Origin of the sequence: Stenotrophomonas sp. SBJS02 (assembly GCF_020428325.2) — a bacterium.
Lineage (GTDB): Bacteria > Pseudomonadota > Gammaproteobacteria > Xanthomonadales > Xanthomonadaceae > Stenotrophomonas > Stenotrophomonas africana.
In genome coordinates, this window is record NZ_CP109812.1 from 4,013,166 (window position 1) to 4,037,012 (window position 23,847).

15 protein-coding genes and 1 pseudogene are annotated in these 23,847 nt (G+C 67.1%); 8 read left to right on the forward strand and 8 right to left on the reverse strand.

Annotated elements, in window-relative coordinates:
* Positions 1–187: 187 nt before the first annotated feature.
* Together FQS62_RS18530 and FQS62_RS18535 are read right to left on the reverse strand one after the other, a co-directional pair.
* The gene (locus tag FQS62_RS18530; protein WP_032129106.1) at positions 188–2,479 is read right to left on the reverse strand and encodes an NADP-dependent malic enzyme; all 2,292 of its coding nucleotides are present in this window, start codon (positions 2,477–2,479) and stop codon (positions 188–190) included.
* Between the two features lie 230 nt (positions 2,480–2,709).
* Positions 2,710–4,053: a dicarboxylate/amino acid:cation symporter gene (locus FQS62_RS18535; RefSeq protein WP_005410972.1), complete on the reverse strand. Its 1,344-nt coding sequence runs from the start codon at positions 4,051–4,053 to the stop codon at positions 2,710–2,712.
* A gap of 332 nt (positions 4,054–4,385) precedes the next feature.
* Here FQS62_RS18535 and FQS62_RS18540 point away from each other — a divergent pair, with 332 nt between their 5' ends.
* Positions 4,386–5,555, forward strand: a complete 1,170-nt coding sequence (locus FQS62_RS18540; RefSeq protein WP_005414426.1) for an OprO/OprP family phosphate-selective porin — start codon at positions 4,386–4,388, stop codon at positions 5,553–5,555.
* 66 nt (positions 5,556–5,621) lie between these two features.
* Entirely contained in the window at positions 5,622–8,264 is a 2,643-nt protein-coding gene (locus FQS62_RS18545; protein WP_208043014.1) for a hybrid sensor histidine kinase/response regulator, read from the forward strand.
* Positions 8,265–8,822: 558 nt separating this feature from the next.
* On the opposite strand, the gene FQS62_RS18550 is transcribed toward FQS62_RS18545, so the two are convergent.
* From FQS62_RS18550 to FQS62_RS18565, 4 genes and pseudogenes are all read right to left on the reverse strand, one after another.
* Positions 8,823–9,473, reverse strand: a complete 651-nt coding sequence (locus FQS62_RS18550; RefSeq protein ID WP_049448343.1) for a response regulator — start codon at positions 9,471–9,473, stop codon at positions 8,823–8,825.
* 28 nt (positions 9,474–9,501) lie between these two features.
* Positions 9,502–10,557, reverse strand: a complete 1,056-nt coding sequence (locus tag FQS62_RS18555; protein ID WP_049448326.1) for an ABC transporter substrate-binding protein — start codon at positions 10,555–10,557, stop codon at positions 9,502–9,504.
* Positions 10,554–11,945, reverse strand: coding sequence for a sensor histidine kinase (locus FQS62_RS18560; RefSeq protein ID WP_208043013.1), 1,392 nt, complete (start codon positions 11,943–11,945; stop codon positions 10,554–10,556). Before FQS62_RS18560 ends, FQS62_RS18555 begins: the two co-directional genes overlap by 4 nt.
* Positions 11,938–12,628 (reverse strand): annotated as a pseudogene (locus tag FQS62_RS18565) (response regulator transcription factor). Before FQS62_RS18565 ends, FQS62_RS18560 begins: the two are co-directional and overlap by 8 nt.
* Before the next feature lie 242 nt (positions 12,629–12,870).
* Here FQS62_RS18565 and FQS62_RS18570 point away from each other — a divergent pair.
* The 5 genes from FQS62_RS18570 (at position 12,871) to FQS62_RS18590 (ending at position 19,368) form a co-directional block, all read left to right on the forward strand.
* The gene (locus FQS62_RS18570) at positions 12,871–14,010 is read left to right on the forward strand and encodes an OprO/OprP family phosphate-selective porin (RefSeq protein WP_208043015.1); all 1,140 of its coding nucleotides are present in this window, start codon (positions 12,871–12,873) and stop codon (positions 14,008–14,010) included.
* A gap of 75 nt (positions 14,011–14,085) precedes the next feature.
* Positions 14,086–15,414, forward strand: coding sequence for a CitMHS family transporter (locus tag FQS62_RS18575; protein ID WP_057500562.1), 1,329 nt, complete (start codon positions 14,086–14,088; stop codon positions 15,412–15,414).
* 24 nt (positions 15,415–15,438) lie between these two features.
* Positions 15,439–16,179 carry an acetoacetyl-CoA reductase gene (phbB, locus tag FQS62_RS18580; protein WP_057500557.1) on the forward strand — a complete coding sequence of 247 codons (741 nt, stop codon included), beginning with the start codon at positions 15,439–15,441 and terminating at the stop codon, positions 16,177–16,179.
* 206 nt (positions 16,180–16,385) lie between these two features.
* Entirely contained in the window at positions 16,386–16,910 is a 525-nt protein-coding gene (locus FQS62_RS18585) for a hypothetical protein (RefSeq protein ID WP_208043012.1), read from the forward strand.
* A gap of 160 nt (positions 16,911–17,070) precedes the next feature.
* On the forward strand, positions 17,071–19,368 hold the full coding sequence (locus FQS62_RS18590; protein ID WP_208043011.1) for a TonB-dependent receptor: 2,298 nt from the start codon (positions 17,071–17,073) through the stop codon (positions 19,366–19,368).
* Between the two features lie 517 nt (positions 19,369–19,885).
* On the opposite strand, the gene FQS62_RS18595 is transcribed toward FQS62_RS18590, so the two are convergent.
* Together FQS62_RS18595 and rsgA are read right to left on the reverse strand one after the other, a co-directional pair.
* Complete coding sequence (locus FQS62_RS18595; protein ID WP_107380401.1) at positions 19,886–21,139, reverse strand: flavohemoglobin expression-modulating QEGLA motif protein; 1,254 nt, start codon at positions 21,137–21,139, stop codon at positions 19,886–19,888.
* Between the two features lie 209 nt (positions 21,140–21,348).
* A complete protein-coding gene (rsgA, locus tag FQS62_RS18600; protein WP_049448338.1) occupies positions 21,349–22,458 on the reverse strand; it encodes a ribosome small subunit-dependent GTPase A in 1,110 nt (369 codons plus the stop codon).
* A gap of 114 nt (positions 22,459–22,572) precedes the next feature.
* Here rsgA and FQS62_RS18605 point away from each other — a divergent pair, with 114 nt between their 5' ends.
* On the forward strand, positions 22,573–23,847 hold the full coding sequence (locus FQS62_RS18605; RefSeq protein WP_164158631.1) for a pyridoxal phosphate-dependent aminotransferase: 1,275 nt from the start codon (positions 22,573–22,575) through the stop codon (positions 23,845–23,847).

A 23,847-nucleotide genomic window follows, 5' to 3' on the forward strand; every position in this document is an offset into this window, starting at 1 on the left:
GCAGCGGTGGGACCGGCATCGGGACCGGTAGAGTCGACTGTTAGTCGACTATCGCGCGATCGCGCGGGATTTTCGTTGGTTGTACGAAAGGCAGTCGACTAACAGTCGACTCTACCCGTTTCCGCTTTGCGGAAACAGAAACGCGCCCCGTGGGGCGCGTTTCTGCAGATCGAATCGGAAAGAAGGCTTATGCCTTCTTTTCCGCTTCCAGCTGCTTGCGGATCTGCGCATCCACCGCCGCAATGGCGGTCATGTTCAGGATCCGGCGCGAGGTCGCGCTGGTGGTCAGGATGTGCACAGGCTTGTTCACGCCCATCAGGATCGGGCCGATCGCCACGCCGTCGGTGAACACACGCACCAGGTTGTAGGCGATGTTGGCCGCTTCCAGGTTCGGCAGCACGAACAGGTTGGCGCGGCCCTGCAGGGTCGAGCCCGGCAGCAGCTTCTGGCGCAGCGCTTCATCCCATGCGGTGTCGCCCTGCATTTCGCCATCCACGTTCAGACGTGGGTTGCGCTTGAGCAGCAGCTCACGCACCTGGCGCATCTTCAGCGCGTCCTTCGAATCGTGGCTGCCGAAGTTGGAGTGCGACAGCAGCGCCACCTTCGGCTCGATGCCGAACAGCTTCATGCGGTAGGCCGCCTGCAGGGTCGCTTCGCACAGCTGCTCGGCGGTCGGGTCTTCCTGCACGTGGGTGTCGACGAAGAAGAACACGCCCTGCTGGTTGATCACGCCGGTCATCGCCGAGGTCGAGGTGACCTTCGGCTCCAGCGGCAGCACGCTGCGCACGTAGCCCAGCTTCTTGTGGAAGCGGCCAACGATGCCGGTCAGCATCGCATCGGCTTCGCCACGGGCGACCATTACCGCCGCGATCAGGGTCGGGCGCGAACGCATCAGGTTCTTCGCCGCGGCCACGGTCACGCCACGACGGCCGGTCAGGCCGTGGTAGTACTGCCAGTATTCGTTGAAGCGCGGGTCGTCGTTGATGTTGGTGACTTCAACGTTCTCGCCGATCTTCAGGCGCAGGCCCAGGCGCTCGATGCGCGACTCGATCACTTCCGGGCGACCGATCAGGATCGGGTGCGCCAGGCCGTCATCGACCACGTTCTGCACCGCCTGCAGCACCACTTCCTCTTCGCCTTCGGCGTACACCACGCGCTGCTTGTCGCTGCGCGCGCGGTCGTAGACCGGCTTCATCATCAGGCTGGTGCGGTAGACGAACTGGGCCAGCTTGTCGCGGTAGGCGCCCATGTCGTCGATCGGGCGCGAGGCCACGCCCGAGTCCATCGCGGCCTGGGCCACGGCGGCCGACAGCTCCACCAGCAGGCGGCGGTCGAACGGACGCGGAATCAGGTATTCACGGCCGAAGCTCGGGGTCTCGCCGCCGTAGGCCGAGCCCATGTCGGTGGCCGCACGACGGGCCAGCGCGGCGATGGCGCGCACGCAGGCGATCTTCATTTCCTCGTTGATCGCGGTCGCGCCCACGTCCAGCGCACCGCGGAACAGGTACGGGAAGCACAGCACGTTGTTGACCTGGTTCGGGTAGTCCGAACGGCCGGTGCCGATGATCGCGTCCGGACGCGCGGCGCGCGCCAGTTCCGGCATGATTTCCGGGGTCGGGTTGGCCAGCGCGAAGATCACCGGATCCGGCGCCATGGTCTTGACCATGTCGGCAGTCAGGATGCCCGGCGCCGACAGGCCCAGGAAGATGTCCGCGCCGTCGACGATCTCGGCCAGGGTGCGCTTGTCGGTGTCGCGCGCATAGCGCTGCTTTTCCGGATCCAGGTCGGTACGACCGGTGTGGATCACGCCCTCGCGGTCGAAGGCCAGGATGTTTTCCGGCTTCAGGCCCAGCTGCACCAGCATGTTCACGCAGGAAATGCCGGCTGCGCCCATGCCCGTGGTCGCCAGCTTCACTTCCTCGATCTTCTTGCCGGTGATCGCCATCGCGTTGAGCACCGCCGCACCGACGATGATCGCCGTGCCGTGCTGGTCGTCATGGAACACCGGGATCTTCATGCGCTCGCGCAGCTTGCGCTCGACCACGAAGCATTCCGGCGCCTTGATGTCTTCCAGGTTGATGCCGCCGAAGGTCGGCTCCAGCGAGGCGATGATGTCGACCAGCTTGTCCGGGTCGGTCTCGTCCACTTCGATGTCGAACACATCGATGCCGGCGAACTTCTGGAACAGCACGCCCTTGCCTTCCATCACCGGCTTGCCGGCCAGCGCGCCGATGTTGCCCAGGCCCAGCACCGCGGTGCCGTTGGAGATCACCGCCACCAGGTTGCCGCGGGCGGTCAGCTCGCTGGCCTGCTGCGGGTCGGCCTTGATCGCTTCACAGGCGTACGCCACGCCCGGCGAATACGCCAGCGACAGGTCGCGCTGGGTCAGCATGGGCTTGGTAGCGGAAACCTTGATCTTTCCAGGCGGGGACATCCGGTGGTAATCGAGGGCGGCCTGTTTGAAATCTTCGTTGGACATCGATGTGGGTTACATGAATGGGCAGAAGGGACAGGGGATGATACCCCCGTTGGAGCGTCCGGACCTGTCGCTATCCTGTCGCAAGCATGCTGCGACCGCACAATTCCGTGCCGTATGCGACGGTACCGCGACACCAGCTTCGGCGCTGCCCATGACAGTCATGGGACGCCATGAAACGCCGCGGGGCCGTACCACTGTCGTGATCGGCCCCGCGGTACCACACACCTGGATCAGCCCTTGGCCGGCAGCGCCTCGGGCAGTGCGTCCACCGGCGGTGGCAGCTCGCTTTCGCGGCCATCCAGCGCCAGCTGCAGGCGGTTGCGGTCCAGCGCGCCTTCCCAGCGCGAGACCACCACGGTGGCCACCGCATTGCCGATGAAGTTGGTCAGCGAGCGGCATTCGCTCATGAAGCGGTCCACGCCCAGGATCAGCGCCATGCCGGCCACCGGCACTTCCGGCACCACCGCCAGCGTCGCGGCCAGGGTGATGAAGCCGGCACCGGTGACGCCCGCGGCGCCCTTGGAGCTGAGCATCGCGACCAGCAGCAGGGCGATCTGGTGGCCCAGGGTCAGTTCGGTATTGGTGGCCTGGGCAATGAACAGTGCCGCCAGGGTCATGTAGATGTTGGTGCCGTCCAGGTTGAACGAGTAGCCGGTCGGGACCACCAGGCCCACCACCGACTTGCTGCAGCCGGCACGTTCCATTTTCTCCATCAGCGACGGCAGCGCCGACTCCGACGAGGAAGTACCCAGCACCAGCAGCAGCTCAGCCTTCAGGTAGCGCGCCAGCTTGAACACCGAGAAGCCGCACAGTCGGCAGACCACACCGAGGATCACCGCCACGAACAGGAACGCGGTGAGGTAGAACGAGCCCACCAGCCACGCCAGGTTGACCAGCGAACCGACGCCGTACTTGCCGATGGTGAAGGCGATTGCGCCGAAGGCACCGATCGGGGCGGCCTTCATCAGGATGTGCACCAGCTTGAACACCGGGGCGACCAGCGCCTCCAGGAAGTTCAGGATCGGCTTGCCCTTCTCGCCCACCGATGCCAGCGCGATGCCGAACAGCACCGCGATGAACAGCACCTGCAGGATGTTGCCGTCGACGAAGGCGCTCACCAGCGTCTTCGGAATGATGTCCATCAGGAAGCCGACCAGAGTCAGGTCGTGCGACTTTTCGACGTAGCTGTGCACCGCGGTCTGGTCCAGCTCGGCCGGGTTGATGTTCATGCCGGCGCCGGGCTGCACCACGTGCGCCACGATCATGCCCACGATCAGTGCCAGCGTGGAGAAGAACAGGAAGTACGCCATCGCCTTGGCGAACACCCGGCCCACCGTACGCAGGTGGGTCATGCTGGCGATGCCGGTGACGATGGTCAGGAAGATCACCGGCGCGATGATCATCTTCACCAGGTTGATGAAGGCATCGCCGAGCGGTTTCATCTTCTCGCCGATCAGCGGTTCGTAGTGGCCGAGGATGGCGCCCAGGACGATCGCCACGATCACCTGGAAATACAGCTGGCGATAGATCGGCAACGGCTTTGCAGGCGCCGGGGCTGCGGTCGGGATGTGCATGGCGGACTCCGGAAGGGGCGTTTTCAGGCACGTACGGCCCCGGGACAGCACGGGAACCGTTACCGTGGAAACTGATCGCAGGCCCTGTGCTGCATGCGCAGGAGGTGCGACCAATGGACGCCTTTGTACGCGCCGGGCACGCCGGCGCAGATAACCTATTGGTACTAGCCCCCCGGTTCAGGTGGCGGCGATGCCTACACTGGCGCCGCACCGCCCGATCCTGGGGAGGCCGGTGGCCCGTGCTGAACGGCCGGGCGCGTCATTGCGAAAGTTTCGGCCCCTGCGGCCGTTGTTGTCCTGTCCACACGCAATCTGAGAGAGCCGCACCCAACATGCGCCCGATTCCCACCTTGCTGGCCCTGTCGCTGGCCGCGCTTCCCGCCTTCGCTTCGGCTGCCGATTTCGACAACTGGCCGACCAAGTACGCCTTCGGCGACGGCACCGAGTTGGCCGCTACCGCCAACATCGCCTACGACTACAACGATTTCTCCTCGGGCAGCGGCCTGGAGGACGACGACGCCGTGCGCCGCAAGGAGTTCGGTGCGACGCTGAAGAAGAAGGGCGTCTACGACGCAATGGTCTATTACGACTTCCAGTCCGATACCTGGCTGGACGTGTTCGTGCGCTTTGAAAGCAAGGCCTTCTTCGGCCGCGACATCGGCCGCTTCCGCTTCGGCTACATGAAGACCCCGGTTGGCCTGGATGCGAACACCTCTTCGCGCGCCGGCAGCTTCCTGGAAACCGCGCTGCCCGTGCAGGCCTTCTACGAAGGCCGCCGCACCGGCGTGGAATGGGTGCTGGAGCGCCCGCAGTACCTGCTGCAGGCCGGCGCCTATGGCGGCAAAGACCTGCAGGGTGACAACCCCGGCACCACCCAGGCCGTGCGTGCGGTGTGGACCCCGGTGAAGGCGCCGGGTGACGTGATCCACCTGGGCCTGGCCTATTCGCAGGAGAATCCGCGCGGCTACAGCGATGGCCGCGATGTACACCACGAAGCCAGCGCACGCCTGCGCGCACGCCCGGAAGCCGGCCTGACCGACATCCGCTATGTCGATTCCGGCGCGCTGGTCACCGCCGACCAGATCCGCCGCACCGGCCTGGAAGGCATCTGGATCCGCGGCCCGTTCTCGCTGCAGGCCGAAGCCCTGCGCGCCACGGTCACCCGCCATGACGGCAAGCCCGACTACACCGGCAGCGGCCAGTACGCGATGGCCAGCTGGGTGCTGACCGGCGAGTCGCGTCCGTACAACGCAGGTGCCGTGGCCAACATCAAGCCGGCGCACGACTACGGCGCGGTGGAACTGGTGGCCCGTTACAGCCGCATGGACCTCGACGATGGCAGCATCCTCGGCGGCCGCCAGCACGACCTGACCCTGGGCGCGAACTGGTACCTGACCAGCCACTTCAAGTTCCAGGCCAACTACGTGAAGGTCGATGCCAGCCGTCGCGGTGTGCATAGCACGCCGGAGATCTTCGAACTGCGCGCGCAGATGCACTTCTGACCCCTTCCACGTCAGATCCCGGCGGGCGTGCACGGCACGCCCGCCGGCCCTGCGTAGACTGCCGGCATGTACTGGCTCAGCCGCCACCGGATGCTGTTGCTGACCCTCCTGGTGATGGTCGGTGGTACCGTGCTGTGTGCGGTCGCCGCCGGCCACTACGCCTGGCGGCGCGCCCTTGGTGAAGAAAGCAGCCAGGTGCAACGCCAGCTGCAGCTGTATGGCCAGGGCCTGCAGCAGCGCATCGACCGCTTCGGCACGTTGCCGCAGGTACTGGCGCTGGATCCGGATCTTCTGCACGCCCTGCGTGTGCCGCCCTCGCCCACCGAACGGCAGCGGCTGAACCTCAAGCTGCAACGCGCCAATGAAGTCACCCGTGCCTCGACCCTGACCCTGGTTGGCTACGACGGCGTGGCAGTGGCGGCCAGCAACTGGGACCAGCCGACCACCAACGTCGGCGAGAACTACAGCTACCGCCCCTACTACCGGCAGGCACTGGCGCAGGGCCGCGGCCGCTTCTACGGCATCGGCATGACTACAGGCGTGCCCGGCTACTACCTGTCGCAGGCCATCGAGGAAGACGGCAAGCGGCTCGGTGTGGTGGTGATCAAGGTCGAGCTGTCGGCGCTGGAGCAGGAATGGTTGAGCAGCCCCGATGTGGTGCTGGCCAGCGACGACCACGACGTGGTGTTCCTGGCCAACCGTGACAGCTGGCGCTACCGCCTGCTGCGTCCGCTGGGCGCCGATGAGCGCCGCGAAATGCTGGACGCCCGCCAGTACGCCGACCGCGCGTTGCAGCCATTGCGCGCGCGTACTGAAGACGTGCTTGCCGATGGTGGCCGCATGGTGCGCCTGCTCGATCCCGCACTGCCGCAGCCGATGCTGTGGCAAAGCCTGCCGCTGCCCGCCGAAGGCTGGAACCTGCATCTGCTGCACGACGCCAGCGCCGCCACCGCCGCCGGTCGCGCGGCCGCCCTCACCGGCGGTGCCGCGTGGCTGGCGCTGGGCTTCCTGGTGCTGTTCGTGCAGCAGCGCCGACGCCTGGCCAAGCATCGCCTGCGCAGCCGCCGCGAACTGGAAACCCTGCTCAAGCAGCACGCACAGGAACTGCGCACCGCACAGGATGGCCTGCTGCAGGCGGCCACCGACGCCGACAGCGGACTCAGCCGCAGCCTCGAACACCTGCCGCAGGGCGTGGTGGTGATCGACCGCGAACTGCGCCTGGTCGCGTGGAACTCGCGCTACCTGGAACTGTTCCGTTTCCCACAGGACCTGGTTCGCGTCGGCCGGCCGATCGAGGAACTGTTCCGCTTCAACGCACGCCGTGGCCTGCTCGGTCCGGGCCCGGTCGATGAAGCAATCGAGCGTCGCCTGAACCACCTGCGCAGCGGCCGCCCGCACATGCGCGAGAGCGAGAAGGACGACGGCACGGTGCTGGAGATCCGTGGCAATCCGCTGCCTGACGGCGGCTTCGTCACCAGCTATGCCGACATCACCAGCTACAAGAACGCCGCGCGCGAACTGCGCTCCCTGGCCGATGCGCTGGAACACCGCATCGCCGAGCGCACCCATGATCTGGAAGAAGCCCGCCGCGAAGCCGAGCAGGCCAACCGCTACAAGACCCGTTTCGTTGCCTCGGCCGTGCACGACCTGCTGCAGCCCCTCAACGCGGCGCGCATGTTCGTCTCGGTGCTGCGCGGCAAGCTGATTGACCCGGCGCAGCAACAGACCAGCGACCACATCGATGCTGCATTGGCCGCGCAGGATGCGATCCTCAACAGCCTGCTGGATATCGCGCGCCTGGAATCGGGCAGCCTGCCCACGCGCGTACAGGCGTTCCGGCTCGGGCCTTTGCTGCAGACGCTGGCACGCGAGTTCGGCATCGCCGCGCAGTCACGTGGGCTGGTGGTCGACTGGGTCGATACCGCTGCGGTGGTGGTCAGCGATGAAGCGCTGCTGCGCCGCATCCTGCAGAACTTCCTGTCCAACGCACTGCGCTACAGCGAACGTGGCCGCGTGCTGCTCGGCTGCCGTCGCCGCGAAGGCCTGCTGTGGATCGAAGTGCACGACCAGGGCCCCGGCATTCCCGATGCGCTGCAGGGCGAGATCTTCGAGGAGTTCCGCCGCCTGCACGACGGCCAGCAGCGCGGCGCCGGCCTTGGCCTGGCGATCGTCGACCGCATCGGTCGGCTGCTCGGCCACCCGATCCGCCTGCGCTCGCAGCTGGGCCAGGGCAGCGTGTTCGCGGTGGGCGTGCCGTTCGGCGAGGCCAGCGCGATTCCCGCCGCCGCGCCCGCACCGGTGCTGGCGCAGGAACCGGCTGCGGACAATCCGCTGCGCGGGCGCCGGGTGTGGGTGATCGACGACGATCCGCACGTCTGCGCCGCCAGCCGCGCGCTGCTGGAGCGCTGGGGCTGCGAGGTGGCACTGGCCGATGGCCCACAGGCGGCGCTGCAGCTGGCCAGTACCGTAACGGTACCGGAGCTGGTGCTGCTGGATGTGCGCATGGGCGATCACCACGGACCGGTGCTGTACGAGACATTGGCCGAACTGTGGCAGGCTCGCCCGCCGGTGGTGCTGGTCACTGCCGAGCGCGACGCGGGATTGCGTGAGATGGCCGCCGAACGCGGCTGGGGAATGATGGCCAAGCCGGTGAAGCCGCCGGCGCTGCGGGCGCTGATGAGTCAGTTGTTGATCCGGCATCGCGGGTAGTTTCCAGCCAACGGCGCAGCCCCTCGTGGGTGGTGTCTGGTTGGTCGTGGAAAGCAAAGGCCGTGGGTGGGCCGGTCGGGTTGGATGCGCGGGGGACGCCGTGAATCCGTCCCTGGAGGCTTGGCAGCCGCATCCATGCGGCTGACACCCCCGCGCACCCAACCCGACCGGCCTCCGACAGATTTCGGTGGCCTGCACCCACGGAGAAGAAAATAAGATCAAAAGCGGGTCGCGCGCTGCGCTTGCTCGTGTAGAGCCGAGCCCATGCTCGGCTTCACGGACCGGCCAGAAAGCAGCCGAGCGTGGGCTCGGCTCTACAAAAAGCGGCCTGTCAGGCTGCCTTTGCTTTTGATCTTCTTTTCTCTTCCGTGGGTGGACGTGCACGGAACCTGTCCGTGGCCGGGCAGGTGGGCTGCGCAGGGGCGTGAGCCGCATGGATGCGGCGACCGAGCTTACATGGACGTACTTGCAGCGGCCCCTGTGCAGTCCACCTGCCCGGCCTCACCCATGAACTGCTCTACGTGTCCACCCACGAGGGGCGGCGCCGTTGGCTGGAAACTACAACCCGGTGCCGGCGTCGCCCTCAGGCTCCAGCGCCTTCACCAGTACCGCTGCCTGTGTGCGGCTGTGGCATTCGAGCTTCTTCAGGATCGCAGTGACATGCACCTTCACCGTGTTCTCGGCCAACCCCAGCGTGTAGGCGATCTGCTTGTTGAGCAGGCCATCGGCCAGGCACAGCAGCACGCGGAACTGCTGCGGGGTCAGCTGCGCCAGGCGGCTGGCCAGCAGTGCGTCGGCCTCGGAGCGTTCGGCGGCCATCGCCGGGAACCACAGGCCGCCATCGAGCACCGCCTGCACCGCCTCGCCGATGGTCTCGGCCGGGGCCGACTTCGGGATGAAACCGGCCGCGCCGAACTGCTGGGCACGGCGGATCACCCGGGGATGATCGTTGGACGAGAGGATCACCACCGGGATGTCCGGATGCGAGCCGCGCACGTGCAGCAGCGCGGAGAAACCGTGTGCACCGGGCATGGTCAGGTCGAGCAGCACCAGGTCCACGTCCGGGTGCGCGTCGAGTGCTTCGGCCAATGCCTCGGCGCTGGCGACCTCGCGCACCTGCGCCAGCGGCAGGCTCTGCCGCAATGACTGCACCACCGCCGAACGCAGCAGCGGGTGGTCATCGGCGATCAGGATGGTGTATTCGCTCATGCGGCCATTGTACGGGCAGGCCGGAGCCTCAGCGCCCTGCCGGCTCCACGCTGCTGCGCCAGGCATCGAGGAACTGGCGGCGCTTGAGTGCGTCCAGATACACCAGCAGGCCCGGGCCGAGCTGGATCGGACGGCGGCTGCGGCCGGGCGCATCGTCGCCACGTGCGTTGCCGGTCACGATCGGCATCAGCCGCGCCTCGCGCGACAGGACCTGCTGGCCTCGCGGGGACAGCAGGTAATCGAGGAAGCGTCGCGCTTCTTCCGGGTGTGGGCCGGTGCGCGGGATCACCGCGGTGCGCAGCACCACCAGGGTGTAGTCCTCGGGCTCCACAATCGCCAGCGGCGCACCCGCGTCGATGCGCGCCTGCGCGTAGGAGCCGAGCACGTTGTAGACCAGCGACAGCTGTCCGCTGGCGACCTTGTCCAGCAGAACACCGGTGCGCTCCTCGCGCACCACGTCGTTGTCGCCGAGCGCGCCCAGCAACGCGCCGGCAATGCTGCCGCGCTGCGCATCCTGGGTCGCCAACAGGTAGCCGACGCTGCTGCGCTCAATGTCATAGGTGCCGACCTTGCCGCGCAGGGGCGCCCCCTCCGCGCGCAGCCGGTCCAACAGCTGGCGGCGCGTGTGCGGCACCTTGGCCGAAGGCATCGCGCGGGTGTTGTAGACCATCACCACCGGCTCATAGCTGATGCCGAATGCCTCGTTGCGCCACTGCGCCCAGGCCGGCAGCGCGGCGGTCTGCGCCGAACGGTGTGGCAGCGCGTGACCGTCATTGACCAGTTTGGTCTGCAGGTCCATGCCGCTGGAGATCAGCAGGTCCGGCGATGCCGGTCCGCCGCGGTCGTGCAGGTAACGTGCGTACAGGTCCTGGGTGATGATGTCCTCGTACACCACTTCCGTGCCGGGGTGCAGCCGCTGGTAATCGGCAATCACCACCGCGAACACTTCGATGTCGGTGGTGCCGTGGATGCGCAGCTGCGCAGTGGCCTTTGCCTGGGCCGGGAAGCGGCGTACGTCGCCCGGTGCTGCAAGCACCGGCACGGCCAACAGCAAGGCAACGGCAGCAGCGAACAGGCGGATCATGGACTGCTCCGGGGCAGGCGGATGGTGGCGATCAACCCGCCCTGCGGGCGGTTGCTGAGGTCGATGCGGCCGCCATGGCTGTCGACCACGCGCTTGACGATGGCCAGGCCCAGCCCGGCGCCACCGGACGGCGCGCCTTCGCCACGGGCGAAGCGCTCGAATACGCGCTCGGCATCGGCGGCCGCGATGCCGGCGCCATGGTCGGCGATGGTCAGCACGGCCTGCCCGCCTTCCACGGTCAACGCGATCTGCAACGGGCCGTCACCGCCGTATTTGAGTGCGTTGTCGACCAGGTTCTTGATCGCCTCGCGCAGCAGCAGTGCATCACCATGCACCTGCACGGGTTCGGCGGTCATCGCCAGTTGTACGCGCGGCGCCGGGCTGGCCTGCGGCAGCGCTTCATGCAGGGCCTGGTGCACGGTCTCGGCCAGGTCCACCGCCGCAAAGCGCTGCAGATGCGAACGATGGATCACACTGGCATCGCTGAGCAGCTGGTTCAACAACCGGCTCATGTGGGTGGCATTGCGCTCGATCGCCTGCAGGCTGCGCCGCATGTCTTCGGGGTCGTCGTCATCCAGCGCCAGCTGTGCCTGCGCGCGCAGGGCAGCCAACGGCGTACGCATCTGGTGCGCGGCCTCGGCCATGAACGCGCGCAAGGTCTCGTTGCTGCTGGACAGTCGTTCCATGAAGCGGTTCAACGCCGCCACCATCTGGTCCATCTCGCGAGGCACGCGCGCATCCAGCCGTTTCAGATCGGACGGCTCGCGGCGCGACAGCTCGCGTTCCACCCGCACCAATGGCCGGAACGCGCGATGCACGCCAAAGGCCACCAGCGCCAGCAGCAGCCCGGACAGCACGCCGATCGCCAGCAATGCACGGTTGACCATGTCCTGCGCGACCGCTTCTCGCGCTCGCCGGGTCTGGCCCACCTGCACCTGTACTTCGCCCTGCGCCGAGGCGGCGGCGAAACTGCGGCCGACCACCACGAAGCGCACGGTCTCGCCGCTGTACGCCGCATCAAACAGCTGCGGTTGCGTGCCGGGCCGGCGCGGCGGCGCCGGCAGGTCGCCATCGCCGGTGATCAGGTTGCCGCGGCTGTCTGCGACCCGATAGAACACACGGTCTTCCGGGGCCATCGCCAGCAGGTCCAGCGCGGCATAGGGCAGATCGACCTGCCACTGGCCATCGACCAAGGCCACCGAATCGGCAATGGACAACGCCGAGGACACCAGCAGGTGATCGTAGGAACGGTTGGCGGCGCGCTGGCCATAGCCGCGCGCGGCAAACAGCAGGGCCACCGCGAACACTGCCAGCAGCGCGCCGAGGTAGAGCAGCAGCGTGCGCCGCAACGAACCCGGTGCGGCGTTCGCAGCGCGTGCGTCAGCCATCGGTGTCGCTGCCGCCATCGCTGGCTTCCAGCAGGTAGCCGACGCCGCGCACTGTGGTGATGCGCAACGGCGCACTGGCCAGTTTTTTTTCTCAAGCGACCGACATACAGCTCGATGGCGTTCGGGCCGGCTTCGTCGTCGAAGCCGAACAGGCCATTGCCGATCTCGTCCTTGCCGACCACCTGACCGAGGCGGCCGACCAGGATCTCCAACAGTCGGTATTCGCGGTTGGGCAGTTCGATCGGTTCGCCGTCGAGGCTCACCCGGTGCGCCGCGTTGTCGAACTGGAAGCCTCCGATCTGCACCACTTCGCTGGCCTGGCCACGTGCACGCCGCAGCAGCACGCGGCAGCGCGCTTCGAACTCGCGGAAATCGAACGGTTTGCCCAGGTAGTCGTCGGCGCCGACATCCAGCGCCTGCACGCGGTCTTCAATGCCATCGCGCGCGGTCAGCATCAGTACCGGTGTGCTGTCGCCGCGCTCGCGCATGCCCGCCAGCACGCGCAGGCCATCGAGCTTGGGCAGGCCGATATCCAGCACCACCAGGTCGAAGCTCTGGTAACGCAGCACGCTGGCCGCCGCCAAGCCATCGGCCTGCCAGTCCACGGCGTGCCCACTGCGGCGCATGCGGCGGATGATCGCATCGGCCAGATCCGGGTTGTCTTCGACCAGCAGCAGGCGCATGGGCACGGGGGTGGGAGGGGAAACGAATGCTACCGCATGCCGCTGCCGCGCTCGCCGCGCCCCGTCCGGAGGCAGCAGCGGGTCGCTTTACGCTGCACCGCACAATCCGTTGACAGGACGATGACAGCTTGCCCGACCCAGACTGCGGCCGCGCACCGTCCGGTGCCCACGATTGCCGCGCGCCTGGCGCGCACCTGGGAGGGTTTGTGGAATTCACGTTTGCCTGGCGGCGTCCTGCCGCCATGATGGCGCTGGCTGCCCTGTCGGCGCCGGCCTTTGCCGCCGAAGACGACCGTCCGGTCACCGCCACCCTCGGTGGCCGCCTGCACCTGGACTTCGCCACCTTCGACAACGACAACCGCGGCACCCCGAACAAGGACGACACCGAAATCCGCCGTGCGTGGGTTGACGTGTCCGGCAAGTTCTTCGTGGTCGACTACAAGCTGGAAGCCGATTTCTCCGGCGACCGCGTCGAGGCCAAGGACGTGTACCTGGCACGCAGCTTCGGCAAGGCCGGCAAGCTGACCGTGGGCCAGTTCAAGCAGTACTTCTCGCTGGATGACCGCACCAGTTCCAACTACGGCAGCTTCCTGGAGCGCGGCAACGCCGGCACCACGCTGGCGCCGCTGTACCGCCTGGGTGCGTCATGGCAGGCCAACCCCGGTGACTTCACCTGGGCGGCCAGCCTCTACAGCCTGGAAAGCATCGACGCCTGGCAGGTGAAGGGGCGCGCTGCCGGTGGCCGCGTCACCTGGGCACCCTCGCCCAGCGACGGCGACGTGCTGCACCTGGGCCTGTCGCTGGCCCGCGAGGCCTACGACAACCCCGGCGCAAACGGCGTGCCCGGCCTGCGCATCCGCCCGCGCCCGGCCGGCCACCTGTCCGACGAGAGCCGCCTGACCCTGGTCGACTTCTCCGCCGGCCGCGATACCGACGTCAACAAGTGGTCGCTGGAGTACGCGCAGGTGCGCGGCCCGCTGTCGTGGCAGGGCGAGTTCAGTGGCGCCACCTTCGATGACGGCGCCCAGCGTGGCGATGTGATGGCCGCCTACGGCATGCTCAGCTGGTTCGTGACCGGCGAAAGCCGCGCCTACGACCGCAAGACCGGTCGCTTCGCGCGAGTGAAGGACATCCGCCACAAGGCCGGCGCCTTCGAACTGGCGCTGCGCTACGACCAGATGTGGGGTGCGCAGCATCTCGACGGCGCGCCGGACCTGCGCCGCGGCAGCACCGAAGCCTGGACGCTGGGTGGCAACTGGTACCTGCGCGACAACCTGCGCTTCATGCTCAACGTGATCGAAAGCCGCAACCGCGACCGCCTGGCCGGGGTGACGGTGGACCGCACGCGCGCGGTTACCGGACGCCTGCAGTACGACTTCTAAGCCCGGATTCCCGGGCATGCCGCCCGGGCGCCTTCCACTCCCCCACGTCCTGTTTTCGCAAGGAGTCCGCAGATGATGCTGAGCATCCTCGGCTTTGGCATGGTCATTACGTTCATGTACTTGATCATGAGCAAGCGCCTGTCGCCGCTCGTCGCCCTGATCACCATCCCCATCCTGTTCGCGCTGATCGGTGGCTTCGGCGCCGGCATCGACGAGATGATGCTGGAGGGCATCAAGAAGATCGCGCCGACCGGCGTGATGCTGATGTTCGCCATCCTCTACTTCGGGGTGATGATCGATGCGGGCCTGTTCGATCCGCTGGTGCGGGTGATCCTGCGCTTCGTCAAGGGCGATCCGATGAAGATCGTGCTCGGCACCGCGGTGCTGGCGATGCTGATCTCGCTTGATGGTGATGGCTCGACCACCTACATGATCACCGTCTCGGCGATGCTGCCGCTGTACCAGCGGCTGGGCATGAACGCGCTGAACATGACCTGCGTGACCATCCTCGCCGGCGGCGTGATGAATCTGACCCCATGGGGTGGCCCGACCGCACGCGCGGCCACCGCGCTGCACGTGGACCCGGCCGACGTGTTCGTGCCGCTGATCCCGTCGATGGTGATCGCCTGTGCCGGCGTGCTGCTGCTGGCCTGGTACCTGGGCCTGAAGGAACGCCGCCGCCTGGGTGTGGTGACCTTGCCGCAGGGTGGCAGCTGGATGGACAACAGCGTGTCCGATGACAACAACGCGCTGCCGTCGGTGGAGGACGCCGAAGACATCAAGCGGCCGAAGCTGCTGTGGGTGAACCTTGCGCTGACCGTAGCGCTGATGACCGCGCTGATCATCGGCGTGCTGCCGATGCCGGTGCTGTTCATGGTCGGCTTCGCCATCGCCCTGGTGATCAACTATCCGAACCTGGCCGAGCAGCGCCGCCGCGTGGTCAACCACGCCGGCAACGTGCTGTCGGTGGTGTCACTGATCTTCGCCGCAGGCATCTTCACCGGCATCCTCAACAACACCGGCATGGTAGAGGCGATGTCGCACAGCTTCCTGGCCGTGATTCCGGAATCGTGGGGCCCGTACCTGGCGGTGATCACCGCCGTGGCATCGATGCCGTTCACCTTCTTCATGTCCAACGACGCGTTCTACTTCGGCGTGCTGCCGATCCTGTCCGAGGCGGCCAGCAACTACGGCATCACCCCGGTGGAGATGGCGCGCGCCTCGCTGGCCGGCCAGCCGGTGCACCTGCTCAGCCCGCTGGTGCCGTCCACCTACCTGCTGGTGGGCCTGGCCAAGGTCGAATTCGCCGACCACCAGAAGTTCACCCTGAAGTGGGCCATCGCCATCTCGATGCTGCTGATGATCGGCAGCCTGCTGTTCGGCCTGTATCCCCTCGCCGCCTGACCCTTTGCCAAGGAGACTTCTGCAATGACGCTTCGAATCGCTTACGTCACCAGTGGAATGGGCAGTGTCGGCACTGCCATCTGCCAGAGCCTGGCCCGCAGCGGCCACACCGTGGTTGCCGGCTGCGCGCCCAACTCACCGCGCAAGGCCAACTGGCTGCGCGAGCAGCGCGAACAGGGCTTCGACTTCATCGCCTCCGAAGGCAACGCCACCGACTGGGCCTCGACCAGCGCCGCGTTCGCCAAGGTCCGCGCCGAAGTCGGTGAAGTGGACGTGCTGGTCAACAACTCCGGTGGCAGCCGCGACCTGCTGTTCCGGCAGATGACGGTGGAGGACTGGAACGCGGTGATCGCCTCCAACCTCAATGCGCTGTTCAACCTGACCAAGCAGGTGGTTGATGGCATGGCCACGCGGGGCTGGGGGCGCATCATCAACATCGGCTCGGTCAGCGCCCACAAGGGTCAGATCGGGCAGGTGAACTACGCCACCGCCAAGGCCGCGATGCACGGCTTCAGCCGTGCGCTGGCGGCGGAAGTGGCCTCGCGCGGGGTCACCGTCAACACGCTGTCGCCGGGCTACATCGCCAGCCAGGCGATCAGCGGCTTCCCGCCGGATGTACTGGACCGGCTGGCCGCCTCGGTGCCGGTGCGCCGCCTGGGACGCCCGGAGGAAGTAGCTGGCCTGTGTGCGTGGTTGGCGTCGGATGAAGCTTCGTACGTGACCGGCGCCGACTATCCGGTCAACGGTGGCCTGTACATGGGTTGAGCCCGTCTCCACGCAAGGCGTGGACCGCCTCCCCCACGGAGTGCGCGGGGCCGGTGAACCTTCGCTTGCGAGGGGGATCCGGCCCCTTTTTGTTTCTGCATTTTCGGGACGTATTGCCCGACACATCGGCAGAACCGGTGCTATACCTCCAACGCTCGCCGAGCCCGATGGATGAACGGCCGGAATCGCGGATCAAGGAGGTTGGCATGCGTGCATTGCTGATTGCGCTTCTTGTGGTCGCCACCCCGCCACTGGCGGCCACCCCACCTGCTGCCACTGCGGATGAGGCGGATGCAACATGGCGGCTCGTGGAACGCTGGTCCTTGCAGCTGGCACGCTCTGACCTTGTCGCGCAGCTATCGCCACTGGCGCCGGCCGGCTCGCGCTCGGAAGCAAGAAGGGGCCGGGGCGACAGCGCCACCATTGATCTGGCGCCCTTCGTGGTCGCCGGGAGGATCAAGGGGCCTTCTGGCCAGATCTACACCGATGCGTCGGGGCGAATCATCAAAGGCATCACGCTGCGGCTGAGCGGCGCCTGCATCTCGCGAAAGCAGATGGGTCGTCGCTACCCCGACTTCAACGTCCTTTCCGTGCCGTCAGGGCATAGCCTGGACGAGTCGACGGTGTTCGGCACGGTAGTGAACGGCATCCAGATCGGGTTCTCATTCTCCGAACATGACCGTGACTGCATGGACCAGCTCAAATTCAGCTGGCCCGGTGAGCGCTTCTGATTCCCACCGGCCTACCACCATGACGAACATGTTGCAGGACACGCACGGCGGCCCTGCACCGTTCGTTGGTTTTCCGTAAAGAAGGTTTCATGTTCCGTTCGCATAGTGGCCATGCACCGCGCACGCGTGCCGGTGACCACCCCCAATGCAACGGACCACCATGCAGACCCGACACCTGACGATCGCCGTGGCGATCGCGCTCTCCGCCGCCGCCAGCGCCCATGCCGCCACCGCCGCCGATACCGGCGCCAGCACCGATGCCGCACTGAGCGCGCAGACGCTGGATACCGTCTCCGTGATCGGCCAGGGCGAGACCCGCCAGGTGCAGCGCATCACCGCCGTCGACAAGCAGGTGCTGCCGCCGGGCACCAGCGGCCAGAAGATCCTCGACCGCCTGCCGGGCGTGTCGGTGCAGTCCAATGATGCCTTCGGTGCCAACGAGGAATCGCAGACCATCAGCCTGCGCGGCTTCGACAAGAGCCGCCTCGGTTACACGCTGGACGGCATTCCGCTGGGCGACAACAGCTACGGCAACTACAACGGCCTGAGCATCGCCCGCGCGATCATCGCCGAGAACCTGGCCGGTGCCGAGCTGTCGCAGGGCATCGGTTCGCTGGGCGTGGCCTCGACCAGCAATCTGGGCGGCACCATCCAGTACTTCTCGATGGACCCGTCCACCGAATTCGGTGGCCGCGCCAGCGTCACCGTTGGCGACGACAGCCAGCGCCGTGGCTACCTGCGCGTGGATACCGGCGACATCAACGGCTTCTCGGCCTACGTGTCCGGCGTGCACCAGGACCAGGACATGTGGGCCGCGCCGTACCAGAACCAGACCACCCGCCAGTTCAACGCCAAGGCGGTGTGGAACGTCGGCGATCACCGCTTCGGTGCGTTCGTGGCCACCTCGCGCGCCAGCCAGGCCAACTACGCCTATCTGTCCAAGGACATGCTGGCCCGCGGCCTGGGCTATGACTGGAACATCTATGCACCGGACTGGGATCGCGCCGTCGCCGCCGCGTACTGCGCGCCGGGCACCTACAACAAGGCACGCTGCGCCTTCAGCGGCGGCGTCAACAGCATCGACGACGCGTACTACCAGAGCCGTGCGCTGCGCGACGACAACCTGTACTCGGTGGATGCGGACCTGCGCCTGGGCGAGCAGGGCCGCCTGAAGCTGCTGGCCTATCACCACGACAACCGTGGCCAGGGCCACTGGTGGGCACCGGGCCAGCCATCCTACCCGGGCACCGACAAGATGCTGCCGATCTCGATCCGCAGTACCAACTACACGATCAACCGCGATGGCCTGACCGCCGCATTGTCGTGGACGGTGGGCATCCACGAACTGGAAGCCGGCCTGTGGTACGAGCAGAACGACCACAACGTCTCGCGCAACTTCTACTACATCAGTGGCCCGTTCCTGGACGACGTGTATCTGAAGAACCCGGACCGCCTGCTGTTCAACCAGGACTTCGACATCCGCACGCGCCAGTTCTACGTGCAGGACCGCATGCGCTTCCTGGACCAGCGCCTGACCGTGGATGTGGGCATCAAGAGCCCGAACACCCGCATGCGCGCCACCGCCCAGCCGGGCGTTGAAACCCGCATTGCGTCGGGCACGCTGACCGCCAAGGAATCGGTGCTGCCGCAGCTGGGCCTGGGCTTCAAGCTCAACGCCAACAACGAGCTGTTCGCTTCCTATGCCGAGAACATCGCCGCCTTCGTCGGCGGTGGCAGCGGCGGCCCGTTGCAGGTATCGCCGGAATCGTTCGCGGCCAGCGCCGGCCTGGAGCCGGAGAAGTCCAAGAGCCTGGAAGCCGGCTTCCGTACCTTCGGCGAGAAGTACCAGGCGTCGATCGCGGCCTACAACGTCAAGTTCGACAACCGCCTGCTGTCGCTGAACCCGTGCTCGAGCATCGAGGTCGGCACGCGCCCGGAGTGCGTGACGCGCTTCATCAACGTCGGCTCGGTGAAGAGCCACGGTGCGGAGCTGACCTTCATCCTCAAGCCGATCGACGGTCTGCAGTGGTACAACGCGCTGTCCTGGAACAAGACCACCTACGAGGATGACTACACCTCGGGCGGCGCCATCGTACCGGTGGCCGGCAAGATCACGGTGGATACGCCGCAGCGCATGGCCTCCAGTGAAATCAGCTGGAACCGCGATGGCTTCTTCGCCAGCCTGCGTGCCAAGTACACCGGCAAGCGCTACTACACCTACACCAACGACCAGTCGGTGCCGGGCGTGACCACCTTCGACGCCGGTGCGGGCTACGACTTTGGCCCGGGCCTGGGCCTGCGCAACGTGCGGGTGTCGTTGAACGCGACCAACCTGACCAACAAGCGCTACGCCGGCCAGCTGAGCTCGTTCGCGCCGACCGATCCGAAGGGCACGCGCTATGCGATCCATGCGAGCGCGCCGCGGCAGTTGTTCATGACGGTGGCGGCGGAGTTCTAAATCAAAAGCGGGCGCTGCGGCGCATCAGTACCGCAGCGGGGCGAGGTGGGACGGGCCGAGGCAGGACACGCCGCAAGTACGTCCATGTAGGCTCGGTCGGCGCATCCATGCGCCTCACGGTCCTGCCTCGGCCCGTCCCACCTCGCTCGACAATCCCCTGCGCCGGCGCGGAGGCAATGGAAAGCAAGAGCAAAAGCAAAGCGCCGGGCATTGCCCGGCGCTTTGCTTTTCAAGCTCTTCAAGCGCAATTCCTCTGGTGGACCTGCTGCCGCGCCCGCAGGAAATTGTCTGGAGGAGGCGGGGCACCCTGGTCAGGACCGTTGGCGCCATGGGCCAGTCGCATGCGACTGGCGGGTTGGGCAGGACGCCCAACCCCGGTCTTGCCGTGTGCGCAGGACGGCGCACGCGAGCAAGGCGCCATCGAGCACCATGGAGGGGCTTTTGCGTGTCCTGGCCAGGGTGCCCCGCCTCCTCCCAGCCGATAGCAGGCAGGCACAGGAGGATCCGCCAACGCATTTCATTCCGGCGCCAGCTGGTCCATTCGTATCCGGTTGGCAAACAGCGAGAACGCCAGCATGCCGGCCAGGCCGTTCGCCCGGCTCATCCAGTGCGGCAGCCAGCGAGGCGGCTTCAGCACCCCCGACTCGAACAGCGGCGCGAACGCGATCGCATCGGTCAGGCTCATCTTGCCCGCGAACAACCAGCGGCAGACCTGCAGGCGGTCCTCGGCCAGCATGTGGCGGAAGAAGGTGTGCACCGATACCAGTCCGCGCAGGTACACCGTGTCCTTGGTGAAGGCGAGGCCGCCACTCGGCGGTACCCCACGGAACACGCGCTGCGCCGAGGCGAAACTCTCTTCCGGGTTCTGTCCGGCATCGCAGAAGTAGCGGAATACCTCGATGAAATCGGCGCCTTCGCGCGCCATGGCGATCGCTTCGGTACGCAGGCTGATGCGCTTCAGGCGCTCGATGTCGATGCTGCCGGTGATCTGTTCGGCGAAGGTGGCCAGCCCTTCCTGGGTGGCCGTTACCCGCGGCGACGACAATGCCAGGCTGGGCAGCACGGGTTGTTCGCGGCCATTCAATGCGGTCAGCGAATGCACCAGCGCTTCGTGGTGGAACAGCTGCGCGCGGTCGTAGGCGCTGAAGCGCGCACTGGTGCGCAGCCGGATGCGGGTCGGGCCGGCAGCGGCCTTGGACACCAGTTCCGGGTCGAGCTGCACCTGGATGATGCGCGATTCGAAGAACGCATCCAGATCATTCTGCAGCTGCAGCTGCAGGGCGATGGCCGAGACCGGCACCTGCTCTTCCGGCGCCAGCAGTTCGTGGTCCAGTTCGGCGGCAATCTGGATGAAGTGGCGCGCCGCTTCGCGCGTGCTCGGGCCATTGCCCGGCAGCGGCTGCTCGGGGGCGCCGAACAGCTGCACCGAACAGGTATCAACGGCGGCGGTGCCCAGCCCTTCCAGCAGCTGCGCGGCCAGGTCCCAGCTCTGCGCTGACTGCCGCACGTAGTGGCCCAGCGGATGAGTGTCGTCGCAGTCGGCGGCGATCGAGCCCAGCGCGCGACGTTCTTCGCTGAAGTCCAGCCGTGGGTAATCCACCTTCGGCAGCACCGGCTGGCCACGTGCCACGCTGTCCAGGAACGGTGCCTGCACCGTTGCCGGCCAACTGGTCAGGCCCAGCAGGCGGATGCCTCCCACGGCCTCGACCAGGCGCGCATCGAGCGCTGCATGGTGGGCCACGTCACGGTCCAGCGTCGCAGTCGGTTCCATGCGCGGACTATAGCGCCCTGCCCTTGCTTTGGTAGGTGCCAACGTTGGTTGGCATCCGCCGACGGCGGGCTTCGGACACACCCGTGCCAACCAAGGTTGGCACCTACCAGGAGCGGGCAGTTGGCACCCGCCCGAAGCAGGCAGAGGCGGGTTCATTGCAGGGGTCAGCGCCCATTGCGGCGCAATGGGATCCGACCCCGCGGTACCGATCAGCGCCTACGCGGCTTGCCTGCCGGGCGGAACTGCTGGCCCTTGCCCTTCTTGCCGCCACGCTCCTGCGCGGTCTCGGCCTGGCGCACCGCCAGCTTGGCGGCGGCGGCGGCCACTTCTTCCTTCAGCTTGAAGTAGTTGAGCAGCCGGCTCTCTTCGATCTCGCCCGCGTCGATCGCTGCGCGTACGGCACAGCCCGGTTCCTGCTGGTGCTTGCAGTCGTTGAAACGGCACTGCGCGGCCAGCGCTTCGATATCGGCGAAGCCACCTTCGGACAGCGTCTCTTCACCGGTCGGCTTCAGCTCGCGCATGCCGGGGGTGTCGATCAGGCAGGCGCCCATCGGCAGCGGCATCAGCGCGCGATGGGTGGTGGTGTGGCGGCCGCGCGAATCGTTCGCGCGCACCGCGTTGGTCTTCATCCGCTGCTCGCCGAGCAGGGTGTTGGTCAGCGTGGACTTGCCGGCACCTGAGGAACCGACCAGCACCACCGTGCGGCCCGGGCCCAGCCAAGGTTGCAGCACCGCCACGCTGTCGGCATCCAGACCGTTGATCGCATGCAGGGCGATACCCTGCATCTCCAGCTCTTCCAGCACTGCCAGTGCGTCCTCGCTGTATTCGGTCTGGTCGGCCTTGGTCAGCACCACCACCGGTTCGGCACCGCCACCGCCGACCAGCAGCAGGTAGCGCTCGATGCGGCGCGGATTGAAGTCGGCATCCAGGCCGCAGACGATGAACACCGTGTCGATGTTGGCCGCGATCACCTGCTGGTGGTAGTGCTCACCGGCGGCGCCTCGCTTGATCGCGGTGCGGCGTGGCAGCAGCGCGACGATGCGGATGCCGTCCAGCAGCACCCAGTCACCCACCGCCGGCCGTTCATGGCTGGGGAAGCGCGGGCGCTGCCATTCCGGCAGCGACTCGGCCTTGATCGACGCATCCGGGCCATCGGCCACCACGTAGTGGGTGCGGTGCTGTTCGATCACCCGCGCCGGGCGGGCCTGCGGATGTGCGGCCATCGCGGCCTGCCAGTCGGCCTGCTGCGCCGGGCCCGGCCAGGGCCAGCCAATGGTCTGCAGGGCGATGAAATCGGGGGTCTGGGTCATCGCCGCCATTCTACCTGTGCCGGCGCCCTGCCAGCCCAGCAATGACGGGCCCGGCGCCCTTGCCATGCATTGCAGCAATTCCGGTAGGATGGAAGCCCCATGCCTTTTGACGGCCCAGCTCCCATGTCCACCAACTCGCCCAAGCCCCTGGCCATCCGCGAGCGCCTTTCCGAAGTGCGCTACGAAATCCGCGGAGAACTGGCGCGGCGAGCCCGGGAGCTGGAGGCGCAGGGCCGCAAGCTGATCAAGCTCAACATCGGCAATCCGGGCGCTTTCGGCTTCCGCGCGCCGGAGCACCTGCAGCGTGCGATCGCCGACGACATGGGCCGCACCGACCCGTACACCCATCAGCAGGGCCTGCCGGTGGCGCGCGAGGCCATCGCCGGTTACTACGCCCGTCGTGGCGCACCGGATGCGCACCCGGACCGCGTGTTCGTCGGCAATGGCGTCAGCGAGCTGATCGACCTGTCGCTGCGCGCGCTGCTCAACCCGGGCGATGAAGTGCTGGTGCCCTCGCCGGACTACCCGCTGTGGTCGGCCTCGACCATCCTCAACGATGGCCGCCCGGTGTACTACCGCTGCGCTGCCGAGAACGGCTTCCAGCCGGACCCGAGCGAAATCGAGACGCTGGTGTCGTCGCGCACCCGCGCCATCGTGCTGATCAACCCGAACAACCCCAGCGGCGCCAGCTACCCGCGCGAACTGCTGGAGCGCGTGGTCGAGATCGCACGACGCCACAACCTGCTGTTGCTGGTCGATGAGATCTACGACCAGATCCTGTACGACGACGCGGTGTTCCAGCCGGTCGCGCCGCTGGCCGGCGACCATCCGTGCCTGACCTTCAGCGGCCTGAGCAAGGTGCACCGTGCCTGCGGCTGGCGCGTGGGCTGGGCCCACCTCAGCGGCGACGACGCGCGCCTGGGCGACTTCCGCGCCGCGCTGGACCTGCTCGGCGCGCTGCGCCTGTGCGCCAACGTGCCGGGCCAGTACGCCATCGAAGCCGCGGTGAACGGCCCGGACACCATTTCCGAACTGTGCACGCCGGGCGGCCGCCTGTATGAAACCCGCCGCGCGGTGATCGAGGCCTGCGAAGCCAGCGAACACCTGTCGCTGGTCGCGCCGGCCGGCGCGCTGTACGCGTTCCCGGCCGTGGTCGGCGCCGCCGCCAAGGGCTTCGACGACCATAATTTCGCGCTGGACCTGATGAACAACGACGGCGTGCTGGTGGTGCCGGGCTCGAGCTTCAACGTGCCTTACCGCCATCACTTCCGCGTGACCCTGCTGCCGGAGGCGTCGGTGATGCGCGACGTGTTCGCCCGTATCGACCGCGCCCTCGCCCGCCGTGCCGAAGACGCCACCAAGGTGGTGCCGCTGAAGCCCCGCCGGTCGGTGGCTTGA